The organism is Pseudomonas sp. DE0010 (assembly GCF_007680745.1).
Lineage (GTDB): Bacteria > Pseudomonadota > Gammaproteobacteria > Pseudomonadales > Pseudomonadaceae > Aquipseudomonas > Aquipseudomonas parafulva_B.
Genome location: NZ_VEJQ01000002.1, coordinates 37038 through 52291, shown reverse-complemented (window position 1 = coordinate 52291; position 15254 = coordinate 37038). Strand labels below are relative to the sequence as shown.

The window sequence follows — 15254 nt, the reverse complement described above, 5'->3', positions numbered from 1 at the left end:
CCGCGATGGGCCGCGCAGCGGCCCTAAATGAACAGCATTACGGCCTAGCCGGGGTTGGTCATCACTCGTCAAGGAAGGAGCGCAGGTGCTCGCTTCGAGTCGGGTGACGCAGCTTGCGCAGCGCCTTCGCCTCGATCTGACGGATCCGCTCGCGGGTCACGTCGAACTGCTTGCCCACTTCTTCAAGGGTGTGGTCGGTGTTCATGTCGATGCCGAAACGCATGCGCAGCACCTTGGCTTCACGTGCAGTGAGGCCCGACAACACATCGCGGGTCGCTTCCTTGAGGCTTTCGACCGTCGCCACGTCGATCGGGGACTGCATGGTCGAGTCCTCGATGAAGTCACCCAGGTGCGAATCTTCATCGTCACCGATCGGGGTTTCCATGGAGATCGGCTCTTTGGCGATCTTCAGTACCTTGCGGATCTTGTCCTCAGGCATTTCCATGCGCTCGCCCAACTCTTCCGGGGTCGGCTCACGACCCATTTCCTGCAGCATCTGCCGGGAAATGCGGTTGAGCTTGTTGATCGTTTCGATCATGTGCACCGGAATACGAATGGTGCGTGCCTGGTCGGCGATGGAGCGGGTGATCGCCTGACGAATCCACCAGGTAGCATAGGTCGAGAACTTGTAACCGCGACGGTATTCGAACTTGTCCACAGCCTTCATCAAGCCGATGTTGCCTTCCTGGATCAGGTCCAGGAACTGCAAGCCACGGTTGGTGTACTTCTTGGCGATGGAGATCACCAGACGCAGGTTGGCCTCGACCATTTCTTTCTTGGCGCGGCGAGCCTTGGCTTCGCCAATCGACATGCGACGGTTGATTTCCTTGATCTCGGAAACGGTCAGGCCGGTTTCGGTCTCAAGGTCGATCAGTTTCTGCTGGCACGCAACGATGGCTGCGTCCTTTTCACCCAGGGCCGCAGCCCATTTGGTGTTGCGCTTGGCAAGGTCGCCGCTCCATGTCTGGTCGGTTTCGTTGCTGGGGAACATGCGCAGGAAGTCGGCACGCGGCATACGGGCATCACGCACGCACAGCTGCATGATGGCGCGTTCTTGCTGACGCAGGCGGCTCAGTGCGCTGCGAACACGCTCGACCAGCACTTCGAACTGCTTGGGGACCAGCTTGATCGGCATGAACAGATCGGCCAGTGCCTGCAGGGCAGCAATGCTTTCCTTGTGATCACGGCCGTTCTTCTTCAGGACCTTGTTGGTGGCCTGAAGCTGATCGGAGACCGCGCCGAAGCGTTGAGCTGCAACGACAGGGTCCGGACCGCTTTCGGTCTCTTCCTCGTCGTCGCTGTCAGACTCTTCTTCCTCGTCCTCGGACTCTTCCTTCGCAGCGGCAGTCTTGGCGCCTGGAATCGGCACTTCCTCTGTCGGTGCAGCGATGTTGTCATCGGGATCGATGTAACCACTGAGGACGTCCGACAGGCGGCCACCTTCGGTGGTGACGCGGTCGTACTCGCCGAGAATGTAATCGACAGTGCCCGGGAAGTGGGCGATGGCGCCCATGACTTCACGAATGCCTTCCTCGATCCGCTTGGCGATTTCGATCTCGCCTTCACGGGTCAGCAGCTCGACAGTACCCATTTCACGCATGTACATGCGTACTGGGTCGGTCGTGCGGCCGATATCGGTCTCAACTGCCGCCAACGCAGCAGCGGCTTCTTCGGCCGCGGCTTCGTCGGTGTCGGCTTCCGCCAACAGAAGGGCATCCGCATCCGGAGCACTCTCGAATACGTTGATCCCCATGTCGTTGATCATGCGGATGATGTCTTCCACCTGTTCAGGATCTGAAATATCCTCAGGCAGGTGGTCGTTGACCTCCGCGTAAGTCAGGTAGCCCTGCTCACGACCGCGGGTGATCAACTCTTTGATACGAGACTGCTGTTGCGCTTTTCCGGACATAACACCCTATCCACTGAAGGTCTTGGCGGGCAAAAAACAAGCCGAGGATTATACCCGAGCATGGACCTCACGCGCCAGATGAGGTCGGGTTTTGTGCGGGAACATTCCGGCTCAACAAGGCGAGAAGCTGGGTTTTTTCCTCGCTGGTCAATTCGCTTTGACGGGATTTCCTGAGCAGTTGTTCCAGGCTTCGCTCACGTTGGCGAGCGGACAAGCTAGTAATGGTGTCGAAAAACTGTTGTTCAAGGTTGTCGGCCACGATCAGCCATTCCTTCTCCGCCAACGCCCGCAGCAGGCGACCTTGTTCAGTGCCATGCCAGCGTGCAATCAACTGCATTGAGCTTAGCCCAGGATTTTTCTGTGCAGCTTCGATCAATGCCACCAGCAGTTGGCTGTAGAGCTGTTCTTCGTCGGCAAAATGGCTGGCGTCTTCCACCTTGCCGGCCAGGAGCGGGTGGTGCAACAGCGTGCGCAGCGCCGCCAGCGTAGGCGGTTCGACCGGTGCCGGCACGCGGGGCGGGGGCTCGTCACGCTGCCACGGCTTGCCGCCCTTGCGATGCTTGTCCCAGGGTTTGTCGCTCCAGGCTTTCTTGCCGCCGGCCTTTTTGGGCGCCCAGGCCTGTTCCTGATGAGCGCCAGCATAATCGGGCTGCGGCATGTCGGCGTAATCAGGCGTGTAGCTGACCATGGCATCGTAGTCATAGCCTGGGTCGTAGTCTGCGCTGGGCGCCGCGGGGGCCTGCTGCGCCAGTTGCTCAACCTGCTGCGGATCGAGCCCGGTGATTTCCCGCAAGCGGTTGCGCATCAGTTGACGCAGGTTGGCGCCCGGGATTTTTTCGATCAACGGCGCAGCCAGGGTGGCCATGTGCGCCTTGCCTTCGAGCGAGCGAGGGTCTGCCTCGATGCTCAGCTGCTCGAAAAAGTAGTCAGCCAATGGTTGCGCGTGCTGGTTGATGCGGGCCATGAAGGCATCGGTGCCTTCGGCGCGGACCAGGCTGTCCGGGTCTTCACCTTCAGGCAGGAACAGAAAACGCGCGCGACGGCCGTCCTGCAGGTTCGACAGGGCGGACTCCAGCGCTCGCCAGGCCGCCTTGCGCCCGGCCTGGTCGCCGTCGAAGCAGAACAGTACGCTCGGTACCACGCGAAACAAGCGCTTGAGATGCTCTTCGCTGGTGGCGGTGCCCAGGGTGGCCACGGCGTTGCGCAAGCCCTGCTGGGCCAGGGCAATCACGTCCATGTAGCCCTCGACCACGATGATTTCGTCGAGGTTGCGGTTGTGCTTGCGGGCCTCGTACAGCCCGTACAGCTCCTGGCCCTTGTGGAACACAGGCGTTTCGGGAGAGTTCAGGTACTTGGGCTTGTCGTCACCTAGCACCCTGCCGCCGAAGGCGATGATGCGGCCACGGCTGTCGCGAATCGGAAACATCACCCGATCGCGGAAGCGGTCGTAGCGTTTGCCGGTTTCGGCATTCTCGATCAGCAGGCCGGCATCGATCATGACCTTCTGCTGCAGCGTGTCGGCACCCAGGTGCTTGAGCAGGTTGTCCCAGCCAGGCGGCGCGAAACCCAGGCCGAAGTCGCGCGCCACTTCGCCGGATAAACCGCGGCCTTTGAGGTACTCCACCGCTGCCTTGCGGGTCGGGTGACTGCGCAGGGCTTGGCGGTAGAACTCCGAGGCGGCGTCCAGCAGCGGATACAACGGTGAGTCGGTCGGCTGGCGCGGTTTCTGGTCGCGCCGGCCTTGCTCGCGCGGGACCTCCATGCCTGCCGCTCGTGCCAGTTCCTCGACCGCCTGGGGGAAATCCAGGTTGTCGTGGTCCATGACGAAGCCAAGGGCGTTGCCACCGGCGCCGCAACCAAAGCAGTAATAGAACTGCTTGTCGGGGCTCACGGTGAAGGAGGGGGTCTTTTCCTTGTGGAACGGGCAACAGGCAGAATAATTCTTGCCGGTTTTTTTCAGTTGGACACGGGAGCTGACCACGTCGACGATGTCGAGGCGGTTGATGAGGTCGTCGATGAAACTCTGGGGAATCAGCCCGGCCATGGCAGTCTCGTCAATCTGGCAACTGGCAAGTCTAATCGCTCACGCGCCGAATGCAGCGGGTGATGCTTGAAGCTATGCGGGGAATAAGTGCCCGTCGCCGGCCCATGAGGCCCGTCAGTCGGACGTGCACGCCTGGCCTACAACACAATGACCAGTTCTGACGTTTCAGGCAGGTTGCCCGCATGCACGGTGCTTGAACATGTGCATGGAGCCTTGAGCAAGCTGCTCAAGTTTGAAACGACCACTGCCATCGCCCGGTGGTTAACCGGGCAGGGCAGAAGCTTTGCGATGAACGTCTGTATTAGTACAGACGAACGGCGCGGCGCTGTTCGCGCTGAACTTTCTTGGCGTGACGTTTGACAGCGGCAGCTGCCTTACGCTTACGCTCTGCGGTCGGCTTCTCGTAAAACTCGCGGCTACGAACTTCAGCCAGTACACCGGCTTTTTCGCAGGAGCGCTTGAAACGACGCAGAGCTACGTCGAAGGGTTCGTTCTCTTTAACTTTGACGGCTGGCATCCAGGGCTACCTTAATTCATTACCGGGGTAGACGCGCTCCTGGCAAAACAAAGGTGTGCTGGAGAACGTCGGTTTTCAAGGGTTGCGGATGTTAACCCTTAGCAAGCCGGAATGCAAAGCCTCTGATCGAAAACCGCTGGTCGGCACCTTGCACGGGGACTATCATGCGCGCCTTCGAATTCAGCCCCCACAAGGGACGAGCCCATGCTAGTACTGGGATTGGAAACATCCTGCGACGAAACCGGCGTCGCATTATACGACAGTGAACGGGGCCTGCTGGCCGATGCGCTGTTCAGTCAGATCGACCTGCACCGCGTGTTTGGCGGCGTGGTGCCCGAACTTGCGTCGCGCGACCACGTCAAGCGCATGCTGCCGCTGATTCGCCAGGTGCTGGACGAAGCGGGTTGCGTGGCCACCGAAATCGATGCCATCGCCTATACCGCAGGCCCCGGGCTGGTCGGCGCACTCCTGGTCGGTGCCTCCTGCGCCCAGGCCCTGGCCTTTGCCTGGGACATCCCGGCCATCGGTGTACACCACATGGAAGGCCACTTGCTGGCGCCCATGCTGGAAGAAAACCCGCCGGCTTTTCCGTTCGTCGCCTTGTTGGTTTCCGGCGGTCATACCCAGCTGGTGCGCGTCGATGGCATCGGTCAGTACGAATTGCTGGGCGAGAGCCTGGACGATGCGGCCGGCGAGGCGTTCGATAAGACCGCCAAGCTCATCGGCCTGAACTACCCTGGTGGGCCGGAAATTGCCCGGCTTGCCGAGCGCGGCACACCGGGCCGGTTCGTGTTTCCTCGGCCGATGACCGATCGGCCAGGCCTGGCAATGAGCTTCAGTGGACTGAAAACCTTCGCCCTCAATACCTGGCAGCAGTGCCGGGAGGCTGGTGACGACAACGAACAAACCCGTTGCGACGTGTCCCTGGCGTTCCAGCAGGCGGTGGTAGAGACTTTGACCATCAAGTGCAAGCGGGCACTCAAGCAGACGGGCCTCAAGCGGTTGGTCATTGCCGGGGGGGTCAGCGCCAACAAGGCCCTGCGCGCTTCGCTGGAAGACATGCTCGGCAACCTCAAGGGCAATGTCTATTACGCCCGTCCGCAGTTCTGCACCGACAATGGGGCCATGATCGCCTATGCCGGCTGCCAGCGGCTGCTGGCGGGGCAGCAGCAAGACCTGGGGATCAGCGTGCAGGCGCGCTGGCCGATGGAGCAGTTGCCGCCCCTGTAGGGGTCAGAAGTGCCGCTCGCGGCCTGCAAACAGGTCGCGCAGGTTACTGCGATGGCGCCATACGATCAGGACGGTCAGTACCGTCATCGGCAGCAGGGCCTCGGGCTGGCGCCAGGCCAGCAATGGCAGGGTCAGCGGTGTAGCGATCAGCGCAGCCAGGGAGCTGGTACGGGTGAGGTACAGGGTCAGCACCCAGGCAACGATGGCCAGCAACGCGGCAGGCAAGTACAGGCCGACCAGCATGCCAGCCGCGGTCGCCACGCCCTTGCCACCGCGAAAGCGAAAGTACACGGGGAACAGGTGGCCCAGCACTGCACAGATACCGATCCAGGCCTGCGCGTGCAGGTCCAGCCCGGCAAGGCGGGCGAGCATTACCGGCAACAGCCCCTTGCACAGGTCGCCAAGCAGGGTCAGGATCGCCATCTTGCGCCCTGCCAGGCGCAGCATGTTGGTAGCGCCGGCATTGCCCGAACCACTGCAACGCGGGTCCGGGCTGCCCGCAAGGCGGCTCAGGACAATGGCGAAGGACAGCGAGCCGAGCAGGTAGGCGAGCAGCGCCAGTAACCAAAACATGCTAACTATTCCGGGCGAGGACGCCCTGATTCTAACGGCGCCAGTCGCCCTTGTCGTGCTGTGGAGAGAAGTGCTTGGACAGAGTGTTCATCGAAGGCCTGGAAGTCGATACCGTGATCGGTGCCTATGACTGGGAGCGGGATATTCGCCAGTGCCTGCGTCTTGACCTGAGCTTCGCCTGGGATAACAGGCCTGCGGCCGCAGGCGACGACCTCGCCCTGGCACTCGATTACGCGAGCGTTTCGACGCGCATCCAAGGGTTCGCCGAGCAGGCACGCTTCGAGTTGGTCGAAACCTTCGCCGAGCGCCTGGTTGCCGTGTTGATGGACGAGTTCGGCATCCCCTGGGTGCGCTTGAAGCTCACCAAGCCAGGCGCAGTGCCGGCAGCGCGCGGTGGTGTTGGCGTGGAGATCGAGCGCGGATGTCTCTGAGCACGGTATACCTGGGCCTTGGCAGCAACGTCGATCGGCACACCCACCTGTGTGCCGGCCTCGATGCGCTGGCGGCCATTCTGACCGACATGCGTTGCTCGCCCGCGTTCGAAAGCCAGGCGGTGGGCATCAAGAGCGGGCCGTTCATCAATTTCGTGGTGACCGGACAGACGACGTTACCGTTGATCGAACTGGACCGGCGGCTGAAATTCATCGAGGCCGACAATGGCCGGTATGCCCCTGATCGACTCGGCTTGCCGCTGGATATCGACGTGCTGATGTATGACGACCTGCATGGCACTTTCGACGGGCTGGTGCTGCCCCGGGCAGAGATTCTGAAAAATGCCTTCGTGCTGTGGCCGTTGTCGCTGCTGGCGCCTGATCTGGTGCACCCGGGTGTAGGCAAAACCATGGCGCAGGTGTGGCAAGAGTCGCAGATCGATCAGGTCCTGGCGCCCGTCGCCTTCGAGTGGCGCGGGTTGCAACTGACGCCTGCCTGAGGCTCATACCGTCGCACACAATGCCCAGCAGGTTGCTGCTGCGGTTGCCGCGCAGGTCGAGCGTGAGCTGCGCGGCATCGTAGCTAGCTGCCCTTATAGGCATCAAGCGCCTGCAAGCGCTCATTTTTCAAGGCCTCACCCAGCGCCTGGCCGGTGAAACCAGCCTGAACCAGCGGCTTTACATCCACGGCCCGGGCAGCGGCCATAGCCCCTTGCAGGTAGTCTGCCTGCCGGTAGTCTGTCTGCCCGTTGCCCTGCGCGATCGCCCGACAGGCTGCTAGAAAGTCCTCGAAACGTTGCGGCCTGCGGTAAACGTCGAACGTTTGCAACAGATCCAACAGCGTCTGGGCAGGCAGCTCTAAGGCCTGGTTGGCCTGCTCCAGGCACTGGCTGGTCAGCATCGACAGGTCCTGGCATTCCCGCGGGGTCTTCAGGCGCTGATTGAGCGCCTTGATCGACGCGGTTGGTAAAGGATGCAGCAGACAGGCCCAGCGTACGGGCAACGCACGCTGATGCCGGGCTGCCTGTTCCAGTGCGACCAGGGCCTGGGGATGAGGCTCCAGTTCCGGCAGCAGCACGTGCAGGGCATTGCATGCTCGCAGGACTTCGAAGAACACCTGGGGGTGCGCCTCCATCAATGCCCGCTCGATTTCCTTCCAGGTGCGTTCTGCCGTCAACGCCAGCAGTTCACCCGAAGCGCTGATGTGCTGCATCAAACCCAGCGTGTCGTCGGCCACCTTGAAGCCCAACGGCGCATAACGCGCTGCAAAACGAGCGACGCGCAGCACACGCAGTGGATCTTCGGCAAACGCGGGCGAAACGTGGCGAAGCAAGCGCCGATCAAGGTCGGCCTTGCCCTGATAAGGGTCGTAGAGGGTGCCGTCCGCGTCCTCCGCCATCGCGTTAATGGTCAGGTCGCGGCGTATCAGGTCTTCCTCGAGTGTGACGTCCGGGCTTGCGTGAAAGGTGAACCCGCCATAGCCCCTGCCGCTCTTGCGCTCGGTACGGGCCAACGCATATTCCTGGCCGGTCTCGGGGTGCAGGAACACCGGAAAGTCGGCGCCAACCGGGCGGAACCCTTTGGCGAGCATGTCTTCAACCGTGGCGCCTACCACGAGCCAGTCGATATCAGTGACCGGACGGCCGAGTAGGCGGTCGCGTACTGCGCCCCCCACTTTGTAAATGTGCATAGGTAACTCCCCCTGATTGCCGACAGCATAACCTGCCGACCGCCAGGGGGCGCATCACAGGTGGTGAATGACCGCCATGTCCAGGCGCCCGTAGTCAGCGCCTTCGCCGTGCTCGCCACGAGGGGGCATGTGATGGGTTTTCATCACCTGGTCGCCTTGCACGGTTTCCAGGTGAATATCGAACCCCCACAACCGATGCAGGTGCTTGAGCACCTCTTCGGTCGAATCCCCCAAGGGCTTGCGGTTGTGTTGCTGGTGACGAAGCGTCAGCGACCGATCTCCGCGACGATCGACGCTCCATATCTGCACGTTCGGCTCGCGATTGCCGAGGTTGTACTGGGCGGCCAATTGTTCGCGGATGGTGCGATAGCCTGCATCATCGTGGATGGCAGGCACGTACAGTTCGTCCCGCTGGTCATCGTCCAGGATGCTGAACAGTTTCAGATCACGCATCACCTTGGGCGACAGGTATTGAAGGATGAAGCTTTCGTCCTTGAAGCTGCTCATGGCGAACTTGAGGGTTGAAAGCCAATCGCTGCCGGCAATGTCCGGGAACCAGTGGCGATCTTCGTCAGTGGGTGCCTCACACATGCGCCGAATGTCGGTATACATGGCAAAGCCCAGTGCGTAAGGGTTGATGCCGTTGTAATAGGGGCTATCGAAACCCGGCTGGAAGACCACGCTGGTATGGGACTGAAGGAACTCCATCATGAAGCCTTCGGTGATCAGCCCCTCGTCATACAGATCGTTCATCAGCGTGTAGTGCCAGAAGGTCGCCCAGCCTTCGTTCATCACCTGGGTCTGGCGCTGTGGATAGAAATACTGGGCGATCTTGCGCACGATCCGCACCACCTCGCGCTGCCAGGGTTCGAGTAGCGGTGCGTTCTTCTCGATGAAGTAGAGGATGTTTTCCTGAGGTTCGGCGGGGAAGCGCACGTCGTCCCGTTCACTGGCCTTGTCGGCACTTTTGGGAATGGTGCGCCACAGGTCGTTGATCTGCCGTTGGAGGTGTTCCTCCCGATCCTTCTGCCGGCGACGCTCTTCTTCGGCGGAAATGGGGTAGGGGCGCTTGTAGCGGTCCACCCCGTAATTCATCAGGGCGTGGCAAGAGTCGATGAGGTCTTCCACCGCATCGATCCCGTGACGCTCCTCGCACTGGGCAATGTACTGCTTGGCAAAGACCAGGTAATCGATGATCGAGCTGGCATCGGTCCAGGTGCGGAACAGGTAGTTGCCCTTGAAGAAACTGTTGTGCCCATAGCACGCATGAGCGATTACCAGGGCCTGCATGCACATGGTGTTCTCTTCCATGAGATAGGCGATGCAGGGGTCGGAGTTGATGACGATTTCGTAGGCAAGCCCCATTTGCCCGCGGCTGTAGGATTTCTCGGTACTGAGGAATTGCTTGCCGTAGGACCAGTGGTGATAACCTAGCGGCATGCCGACCGAGGCGTAGGCGTCCATCATCTGCTCGGCAGTGATCACCTCGATCTGGTTGGGGTAGGTGTCCAGGGCGTAACGTTCGGCCAGGCGGCCGATTTCCCGGTCGTAGGTTCGGATCAGGTCGAACGTCCACTCTGAGCCGGTGGAGATGGGCTGGCGTCTCTGTGCTCTGGCGGTCATGTGGCTAACCTGCGCTGGAAGAGTTCACGGAAGACCGGGTAGATATCGCCGGCCGATACCAATTGCTGTTGCGCGAACGTATCGGGGAAGGCATCGCCGATACGTTCGTACTCGTACCAGAGCGCCTGATGTTCACGTGGGGTGATTTCCACGTAAGTGTAGTACTGAACGTGCGGCATGATCTGCCGGGTGAGGATGTCGCGGCAGATCGGTGAGTCGTCGTTCCAGTTGTCGCCATCCGACGCCTGGGCCGCGTAGATGTTCCAGTCACTGGCTGGGTAGCGTTCGGCCATGATTTCCTGCATCAGCTTCAAGGCACTGGAGACGATGGTGCCGCCGGTTTCGCGACTGTAGAAGAACTCTTCTTCATCCACCTCGCGCGCGCTGGTGTGGTGCCGTATGAACACGACTTCGATCCGGTCGTAGTTACGCTTGAGGAACAGATACAGCAGGATGAAGAAGCGCTTGGCGATGTCCTTGGTGGCCTGGGTCATCGAGCCCGAAACGTCCATCAGGCAGAACATGACGGCCTTGGAACTGGGGTTCGGTTGCTTCACCAGCAGGTTGTACTTGAGGTCGAAGGTGTCGAGGAAGGGCAGTCGATTGATACGCGCCTTCAACCGCTCGATCTCCTGCTCGGTTTCCTGGATGTCGGTAAAGTTGTCAGGCTCCTCGACGCGCAGGCGGGCAAGCTCCTTCTGGGCTTCGCGAAGCAGGGCGCGGCTGCTGCCGGTCAATGCGATGCGCCGAGCATGGGCCGAGCGCAGTGTACGTACGATATTGATACGTGACGGGTTGCCCTCGCTTGCGATCCCGGCGCGCACGTTCTTGAAAGTGTCTGCACCCGTCAGGTGACGCTTGACCAGGTTGGGCAACTCCAGATCCTCGAACATGAACTCCAGGAACTCCTCCTGGGTGATCTGGAAAACGAAGTCGTCCATGCCGTCACCGGCATTGCCGGCCTTGCCACGGCCACTGCCGCCACCACCACCCTGCGGACGGGGGATATGCTCGCCTGCGGTGAATTCCTTGTTGCCTGGGTGTACGACGGTTTGCTTGCCGCCACGGCCATGGTGCAGCACTGGCTCGTCGATATCACGGCCAGGGATGCTGATCTGCTCACCGTGCTCCATGTCCGTGATGGAGCGGCGACTAACCGCTTCTTCCACGGCCTTCTTGATGTGATCACGGTACCGGCGCAAAAAGCGCTGGCGGTTGACCGTGCTCTTGTTCTTGCCATTCAGGCGTCGGTCGATAACGTAGCTCATGGTTCCTCCTGCGGGGAGCAGCTGCAAGCCATAAGCTTCAAGCTGCAAGAAAGAGCAGCCGCCGCAGCTGCGGGCGCTGGCGCCGAAGGGGTGCACGGCGCCGGCCAGCGTGAAGCCTGCGGCTTGTCGCTTGCCGCTTTATTGCGATTTCCTGACCCGCAGGTACCATTCCGACAGCAGACGTACCTGCTTGTCGGTGTAGCCACGCTCCACCATGCGCGTGACGAAGTCGTTGTGTTTCTGTTGATCCTCCTTGCTGGCCTTGGCGTTGAAGCTGATGACAGGCAGCAAGTCTTCGGTGTTGGAGAACATTTTCTTCTCGATGACCACCCGCAGCTTCTCGTAGCTGAGCCAGCTTGGGTTCTTGCCGTTGTTGTTGGCCCGGGCGCGCAGCACGAAGTTGACGATCTCGTTGCGGAAGTCTTTGGGGTTGCTGATACCGGCCGGTTTCTCGATCTTCTCCAGCTCTTCGTTCAGGGCGATGCGGTTGAGAATCTCGCCGGTTTCCGGATCGCGGTACTCCTGGTCCTGAATCCAGAAGTCGGCGTACAGCACATAACGGTCGAAGATGTTCTGGCCGTACTCGCTGTAGGACTCCAGATAAGCCGTCTGGATTTCCTTGCCGATGAACTCGATGTACCGGGGGGCCAGGTATTCCTTCAGGTAGCGCAGGTAGCGTTCGCGCACCTCGGCCGGGAATTGTTCCTGCTCGATCTGCTGTTCGAGCACGTACAGCAGGTGAACCGGGTTGGCCGCCACTTCGTGGGGGTCGAAGTTGAACACCTTGGACAGGATCTTGAAGGCAAAGCGGGTCGACAGGCCGTTCATGCCTTCATCGACGCCTGCCGAGTCGCGGTATTCCTGGATGGACTTGGCCTTGGGGTCGGTGTCTTTGAGGTTTTCGCCGTCGTACACCCGCATCTTCGAATAGATGTTGGAGTTGTCAGGCTCCTTGAGGCGCGAGAGAACGGTGAACTGGGCCAACATTTTCAGCGTGTCCGGGGCGCAGTGGGCCTTGGACAGCGAGCTGTTGATCAGGAGCTTGTCGTAGATGCGGATCTCGTCGCTGACGCGCAGGCAGTAAGGCACCTTCACGATGTAGATACGGTCGATGAAAGCTTCGTTGTTCTTGTTGTTGCGGAAGGTGTGCCATTCGGACTCGTTGGAGTGCGCCAGCAGGATCCCGGAGTAGGGAATAGCGCCTAGGCCTTCGGTGCTGTTGTAGTTGCCTTCCTGGGTGGCCGTCAGCAGCGGGTGAAGCACCTTGATGGGCGCCTTGAACATCTCGACGAATTCCATCAGGCCTTGGTTGGCTCGGCAAAGCGCGCCCGAATAACTGTAGGCGTCGGCGTCGTTCTGCGGGAATTCTTCAAGCTTGCGGATATCCACCTTGCCCACGAGTGCAGAGATGTCCTGGTTGTTCTCGTCGCCAGGCTCGGTCTTGGCGATGGCAATCTGGTTGAGGATGGAGGGGTAGAGCTTGACCACCTTGAACTTGCTGATATCGCCGCCGAATTCCTGCAAGCGCTTGGTGGCCCACGGCGACATGATGGTGTTCAGGTAGCGCCGCGGGATGCCGTACTCTTCCTCGAGAATGGCCCCGTCTTCGGTGGCGTTGAACAACCCCAGCGGCGACTCGAAGACCGGCGACCCCTTGATGGCGTAGAAGGGCACCCGCTCCATGAGTTGCTTGAGCTTTTCGGCCAGGGAGGATTTACCGCCACCCACCGGGCCAAGCAGGTAAAGAATCTGTTTCTTCTCTTCCAGGCCTTGGGCGGCATGGCGGAAGTACGACACGATCTGGTCGATGCACTCTTCCATGCCATGGAAGTCGGCAAAGGCCGGATAGCGCCGGATCACCTTGTTGGAAAAGATGCGCGACAGCCTGGAGTTGGTGGAGGTGTCGATCAGCTCTGGCTCACCGATGGCCAGTAACAGGCGCTCGGAAGCCGATGCGTAGGCGCTACGATCCTCCTTGCACAGTTCCAGGTACTCCTGCAGCGAGAGTTCTTCCTGGCGCGTGGACTCGAAGCGTTGTTGGAAGTGGCTAAAAATACTCATGACGTCACCTCGCTCGATACGTTGAGACGACGCCGGATCAGTCAGCTGATGCTGGTATGCAAGCGGCATTGCCGGTTGCCATATACCCCCCAAACACCCTATAGCGCTACCGATGACCCGCACGCCGGTGTACCGGCTCTCCCCTTTTTCCGGATGGCCTGCGCTTAAGGATAGTTGGTAATCGGCAAGGTCAAGGGCACGGGTGACGGAAGTTGCTAGCGACCGTTCGTCAGAACGGTCTCCAGCCCGCACATGGCGCGGGCTGCAGTGACGATGAAAAATTTATTCATCAGTGCCTTGGGCGGTTTCGGCAGGGTAGGTCGAGCGCCACAGCTCAAAGCCACCATCGACGCTGTACACGTCGGAAAAGCCTTGCCCTACCAGGTAGGCAGCCGCGCTCTGGCTCGAATTGCCGTGGTAGCAGACGACCAGCGTCGGTGCGTCCAGGTCGGCATTGCGAATGAAGTCGGCGACCGAGTGGTTGTCCAGGTGGCGGGCACCAGTGATGTGACCTGCTGCGTAGGCCTGCGGGTCGCGAATGTCGACCACGACGGCACCTTGCGCACGTAGGGCCAGGGCCTGTTCGGGAGGGATGCGCTTGAATTCGCTCATGGAGTTGGCTCTGTTCCGGGTTGATCGTTGAAGGTTGGAGTAGTTAGCGCCGCAGGGCGCAGGGTGCCGTCATCGGCACAATCGCAGTGGTGGTACTGACCGTCATCGACGTTGTACAGGGTCATGGATCCACCCCATACGCAGCCTGTATCCAGCGCGATGACTCCGGGTTCCTCGACCTGGCCCTGCAAGGCGGCCCAGTGCCCGAAGATGATCTTCACGTGACGCGAACGCCGACCTTTGTGGGCGAACCAGGGCTTGTACCCTTTGGGAGCGCTGTCCAGCCCTTCCTTGCTCTTGAATTCGAGTTTGCCTTCTGCGGTGCAGAAGCGCATGCGCGTCAGGTAATTGGTAATGACCCTCAGGCGTTCGACACCCGCCAGACGCTTGCTCCACTTGGCGGGCTCGTTGCCGTACATACCGTCCAGGTACAGCGGCAGACGGCTGTCATCGCGCAGTACTTCTTCGACTTCGGCAGCCAGCTCCAGGGCTTTGCCCAGTGTCCATTGCGGTGGAATGCCCGCGTGTACCAAGGCGATGCCGCGCGGTTCATCGTAATGCAGCAGCTTTTGCTGACGCAGCCAGTCGAGCAGCTGGTCGGCGTCAGGGGCCTCGATGATTTCGCGCAACGTGTCGCTCTTCTTGAGGCGTTCGACGTTGCGCCAGGCCGCAAGCAGGTGCAGGTCATGGTTGCCCAGCACGCAGATGAGCGACTGGCGAATCGAATACAGATAGCGCAGCGTCTCTAGCGACTCGGGGCCACGGTTCACCAGGTCGCCGACCAGCCACAACTTGTCCACCGCCGGGTCGAAGCGCACACGTTCAAGCAGGCATTTGAGCGGCTGCAGGCATCCTTGCAAGTCACCGACGGCGTACGTGGCCATCAGTGCAGCGCCCCAGGTACTGCCAGGCGGAACGGCGCGATCTGTGCGTCGAAGCGCTTGCCGTCCTCGGCAAACATTTCGTAGCTGCCCTGCATGGTTCCCACGCGGGTAGTGATAACAGCGCCACTGCTGTAGGTATGGCTCTGGCCTGGCTCGATCGTAGGTTGTTGACCGACCACGCCAGAGCCTTGCACCTCTTCAACCTCGCCATCACCGTTGGTGATCAGCCAGTGCCGGGACAGCAGCCTGGCCTTGAGCGAGCCATTGTTATGGATCGTGATGGTGTAGGCGAAAGCGAAGCGGCTGCTCTCAGGGTCGGATTGCTCTTTGAGGTAACGGGTCACGACGCTGACGTCGATCTGATAGCGAGGGTCGGTCATGCAAGGGCCTTGGGGAACTGACGCAATGATGC

The 15254-nt window shown here is 60.6% G+C and carries 14 protein-coding genes; 3 read left to right on the top strand and 11 right to left on the bottom strand.

Translation table 11 applies throughout. The annotated features are described in order from the left end of the window. Nucleotides 1–61 precede the first annotated feature (61 nt). The 3 genes from rpoD to rpsU all read right to left on the bottom strand — a co-directional run bounded on the left by rpoD (nucleotide 62) and on the right by rpsU (nucleotide 4470). Nucleotides 62–1909, bottom strand: coding sequence for an RNA polymerase sigma factor RpoD (rpoD, locus tag FS767_RS01840; protein ID WP_144963994.1), 1848 nt, complete (start codon nucleotides 1907–1909; stop codon nucleotides 62–64). 67 nt (nucleotides 1910–1976) lie between these two features. Next, on the bottom strand, nucleotides 1977–3953 hold the full coding sequence (dnaG, locus tag FS767_RS01835; protein ID WP_144963993.1) for a DNA primase: 1977 nt from the start codon (nucleotides 3951–3953) through the stop codon (nucleotides 1977–1979). A 301-nt stretch (nucleotides 3954–4254) separates the two neighbouring features. Beyond that, entirely contained in the window at nucleotides 4255–4470 is a 216-nt protein-coding gene (gene rpsU / locus FS767_RS01830; protein ID WP_003255575.1) for a 30S ribosomal protein S21, read from the bottom strand. A gap of 204 nt (nucleotides 4471–4674) precedes the next feature. Between rpsU and tsaD the strand changes: the two genes are divergently transcribed. Further along, nucleotides 4675–5700 carry a tRNA (adenosine(37)-N6)-threonylcarbamoyltransferase complex transferase subunit TsaD gene (gene tsaD, locus FS767_RS01825; RefSeq protein ID WP_144963992.1) on the top strand — a complete coding sequence of 342 codons (1026 nt, stop codon included), beginning with the start codon at nucleotides 4675–4677 and terminating at the stop codon, nucleotides 5698–5700. A gap of 3 nt (nucleotides 5701–5703) precedes the next feature. On the opposite strand, the gene plsY is transcribed toward tsaD, so the two are convergent. Continuing rightward, nucleotides 5704–6273 carry a glycerol-3-phosphate 1-O-acyltransferase PlsY gene (gene plsY / locus FS767_RS01820; RefSeq protein ID WP_058603030.1) on the bottom strand — a complete coding sequence of 190 codons (570 nt, stop codon included), beginning with the start codon at nucleotides 6271–6273 and terminating at the stop codon, nucleotides 5704–5706. A gap of 74 nt (nucleotides 6274–6347) precedes the next feature. Between plsY and folB the strand changes: the two genes are divergently transcribed. Beyond that, on the top strand, nucleotides 6348–6704 hold the full coding sequence (gene folB, locus FS767_RS01815; RefSeq protein WP_027913621.1) for a dihydroneopterin aldolase: 357 nt from the start codon (nucleotides 6348–6350) through the stop codon (nucleotides 6702–6704). Continuing rightward, entirely contained in the window at nucleotides 6695–7204 is a 510-nt protein-coding gene (gene folK / locus FS767_RS01810; protein ID WP_058639612.1) for a 2-amino-4-hydroxy-6-hydroxymethyldihydropteridine diphosphokinase, read from the top strand. The genes folB and folK overlap by 10 nt, the downstream gene beginning before the upstream one ends. A gap of 83 nt (nucleotides 7205–7287) precedes the next feature. Here folK and FS767_RS01805 read toward each other — a convergent pair whose 3' ends face one another. The 7 genes from FS767_RS01805 to apaG form a co-directional block, all read right to left on the bottom strand. Continuing rightward, on the bottom strand, nucleotides 7288–8394 hold the full coding sequence (locus FS767_RS01805; RefSeq protein WP_144963991.1) for a multifunctional CCA addition/repair protein: 1107 nt from the start codon (nucleotides 8392–8394) through the stop codon (nucleotides 7288–7290). A gap of 54 nt (nucleotides 8395–8448) precedes the next feature. Further along, the gene (locus FS767_RS01800; RefSeq protein WP_144963990.1) at nucleotides 8449–10017 is read right to left on the bottom strand and encodes a SpoVR family protein; all 1569 of its coding nucleotides are present in this window, start codon (nucleotides 10015–10017) and stop codon (nucleotides 8449–8451) included. Next, nucleotides 10014–11285: a YeaH/YhbH family protein gene (locus FS767_RS01795; protein ID WP_058639609.1), complete on the bottom strand. Its 1272-nt coding sequence runs from the start codon at nucleotides 11283–11285 to the stop codon at nucleotides 10014–10016. The genes FS767_RS01800 and FS767_RS01795 overlap by 4 nt, the downstream gene beginning before the upstream one ends. Nucleotides 11286–11423: 138 nt before the next feature. After that, nucleotides 11424–13346 carry a PrkA family serine protein kinase gene (locus FS767_RS01790; RefSeq protein WP_058603082.1) on the bottom strand — a complete coding sequence of 641 codons (1923 nt, stop codon included), beginning with the start codon at nucleotides 13344–13346 and terminating at the stop codon, nucleotides 11424–11426. A 282-nt stretch (nucleotides 13347–13628) separates the two neighbouring features. Next, nucleotides 13629–13958 (bottom strand): thiosulfate sulfurtransferase GlpE, encoded by a 330-nt coding sequence (gene glpE / locus FS767_RS01785; RefSeq protein WP_144963989.1) that lies wholly within the window; start codon nucleotides 13956–13958, stop codon nucleotides 13629–13631. Further along, complete coding sequence (locus FS767_RS01780; protein WP_144963988.1) at nucleotides 13955–14842, bottom strand: symmetrical bis(5'-nucleosyl)-tetraphosphatase; 888 nt, start codon at nucleotides 14840–14842, stop codon at nucleotides 13955–13957. Before FS767_RS01780 ends, glpE begins: the two co-directional genes overlap by 4 nt. Next, complete coding sequence (gene apaG, locus FS767_RS01775; RefSeq protein ID WP_058603038.1) at nucleotides 14842–15222, bottom strand: Co2+/Mg2+ efflux protein ApaG; 381 nt, start codon at nucleotides 15220–15222, stop codon at nucleotides 14842–14844. Before apaG ends, FS767_RS01780 begins: the two co-directional genes overlap by 1 nt. Nucleotides 15223–15254: the final 32 nt, after the last annotated feature.

Excerpts from the sequence above, each read along its gene's own strand:
- rpoD (WP_144963994.1), bottom strand. The coding sequence starts at position 1,909 with ATGTCCGGAAAAGCGCAACAGCAGTCTCGTATCAAAGAGTTGATCACC.
- glpE (WP_144963989.1), bottom strand. The coding sequence starts at position 13,958 with ATGAGCGAATTCAAGCGCATCCCTCCCGAACAGGCCCTGGCCCTACGT.
- tsaD (WP_144963992.1), top strand. The coding sequence starts at position 4,675 with ATGCTAGTACTGGGATTGGAAACATCCTGCGACGAAACCGGCGTCGCA.
- apaG (WP_058603038.1), bottom strand. The coding sequence starts at position 15,222 with ATGACCGACCCTCGCTATCAGATCGACGTCAGCGTCGTGACCCGTTAC.
- plsY (WP_058603030.1), bottom strand. The coding sequence starts at position 6,273 with ATGTTTTGGTTACTGGCGCTGCTCGCCTACCTGCTCGGCTCGCTGTCC.
- FS767_RS01790 (WP_058603082.1), bottom strand. The coding sequence starts at position 13,346 with ATGAGTATTTTTAGCCACTTCCAACAACGCTTCGAGTCCACGCGCCAG.
- FS767_RS01800 (WP_144963990.1), bottom strand. The coding sequence starts at position 10,017 with ATGACCGCCAGAGCACAGAGACGCCAGCCCATCTCCACCGGCTCAGAG.
- rpsU (WP_003255575.1), bottom strand. The coding sequence starts at position 4,470 with ATGCCAGCCGTCAAAGTTAAAGAGAACGAACCCTTCGACGTAGCTCTG.
- FS767_RS01780 (WP_144963988.1), bottom strand. The coding sequence starts at position 14,842 with ATGGCCACGTACGCCGTCGGTGACTTGCAAGGATGCCTGCAGCCGCTC.
- folK (WP_058639612.1), top strand. The coding sequence starts at position 6,695 with ATGTCTCTGAGCACGGTATACCTGGGCCTTGGCAGCAACGTCGATCGG.
- dnaG (WP_144963993.1), bottom strand. The coding sequence starts at position 3,953 with ATGGCCGGGCTGATTCCCCAGAGTTTCATCGACGACCTCATCAACCGC.
- FS767_RS01805 (WP_144963991.1), bottom strand. The coding sequence starts at position 8,394 with ATGCACATTTACAAAGTGGGGGGCGCAGTACGCGACCGCCTACTCGGC.
- FS767_RS01795 (WP_058639609.1), bottom strand. The coding sequence starts at position 11,285 with ATGAGCTACGTTATCGACCGACGCCTGAATGGCAAGAACAAGAGCACG.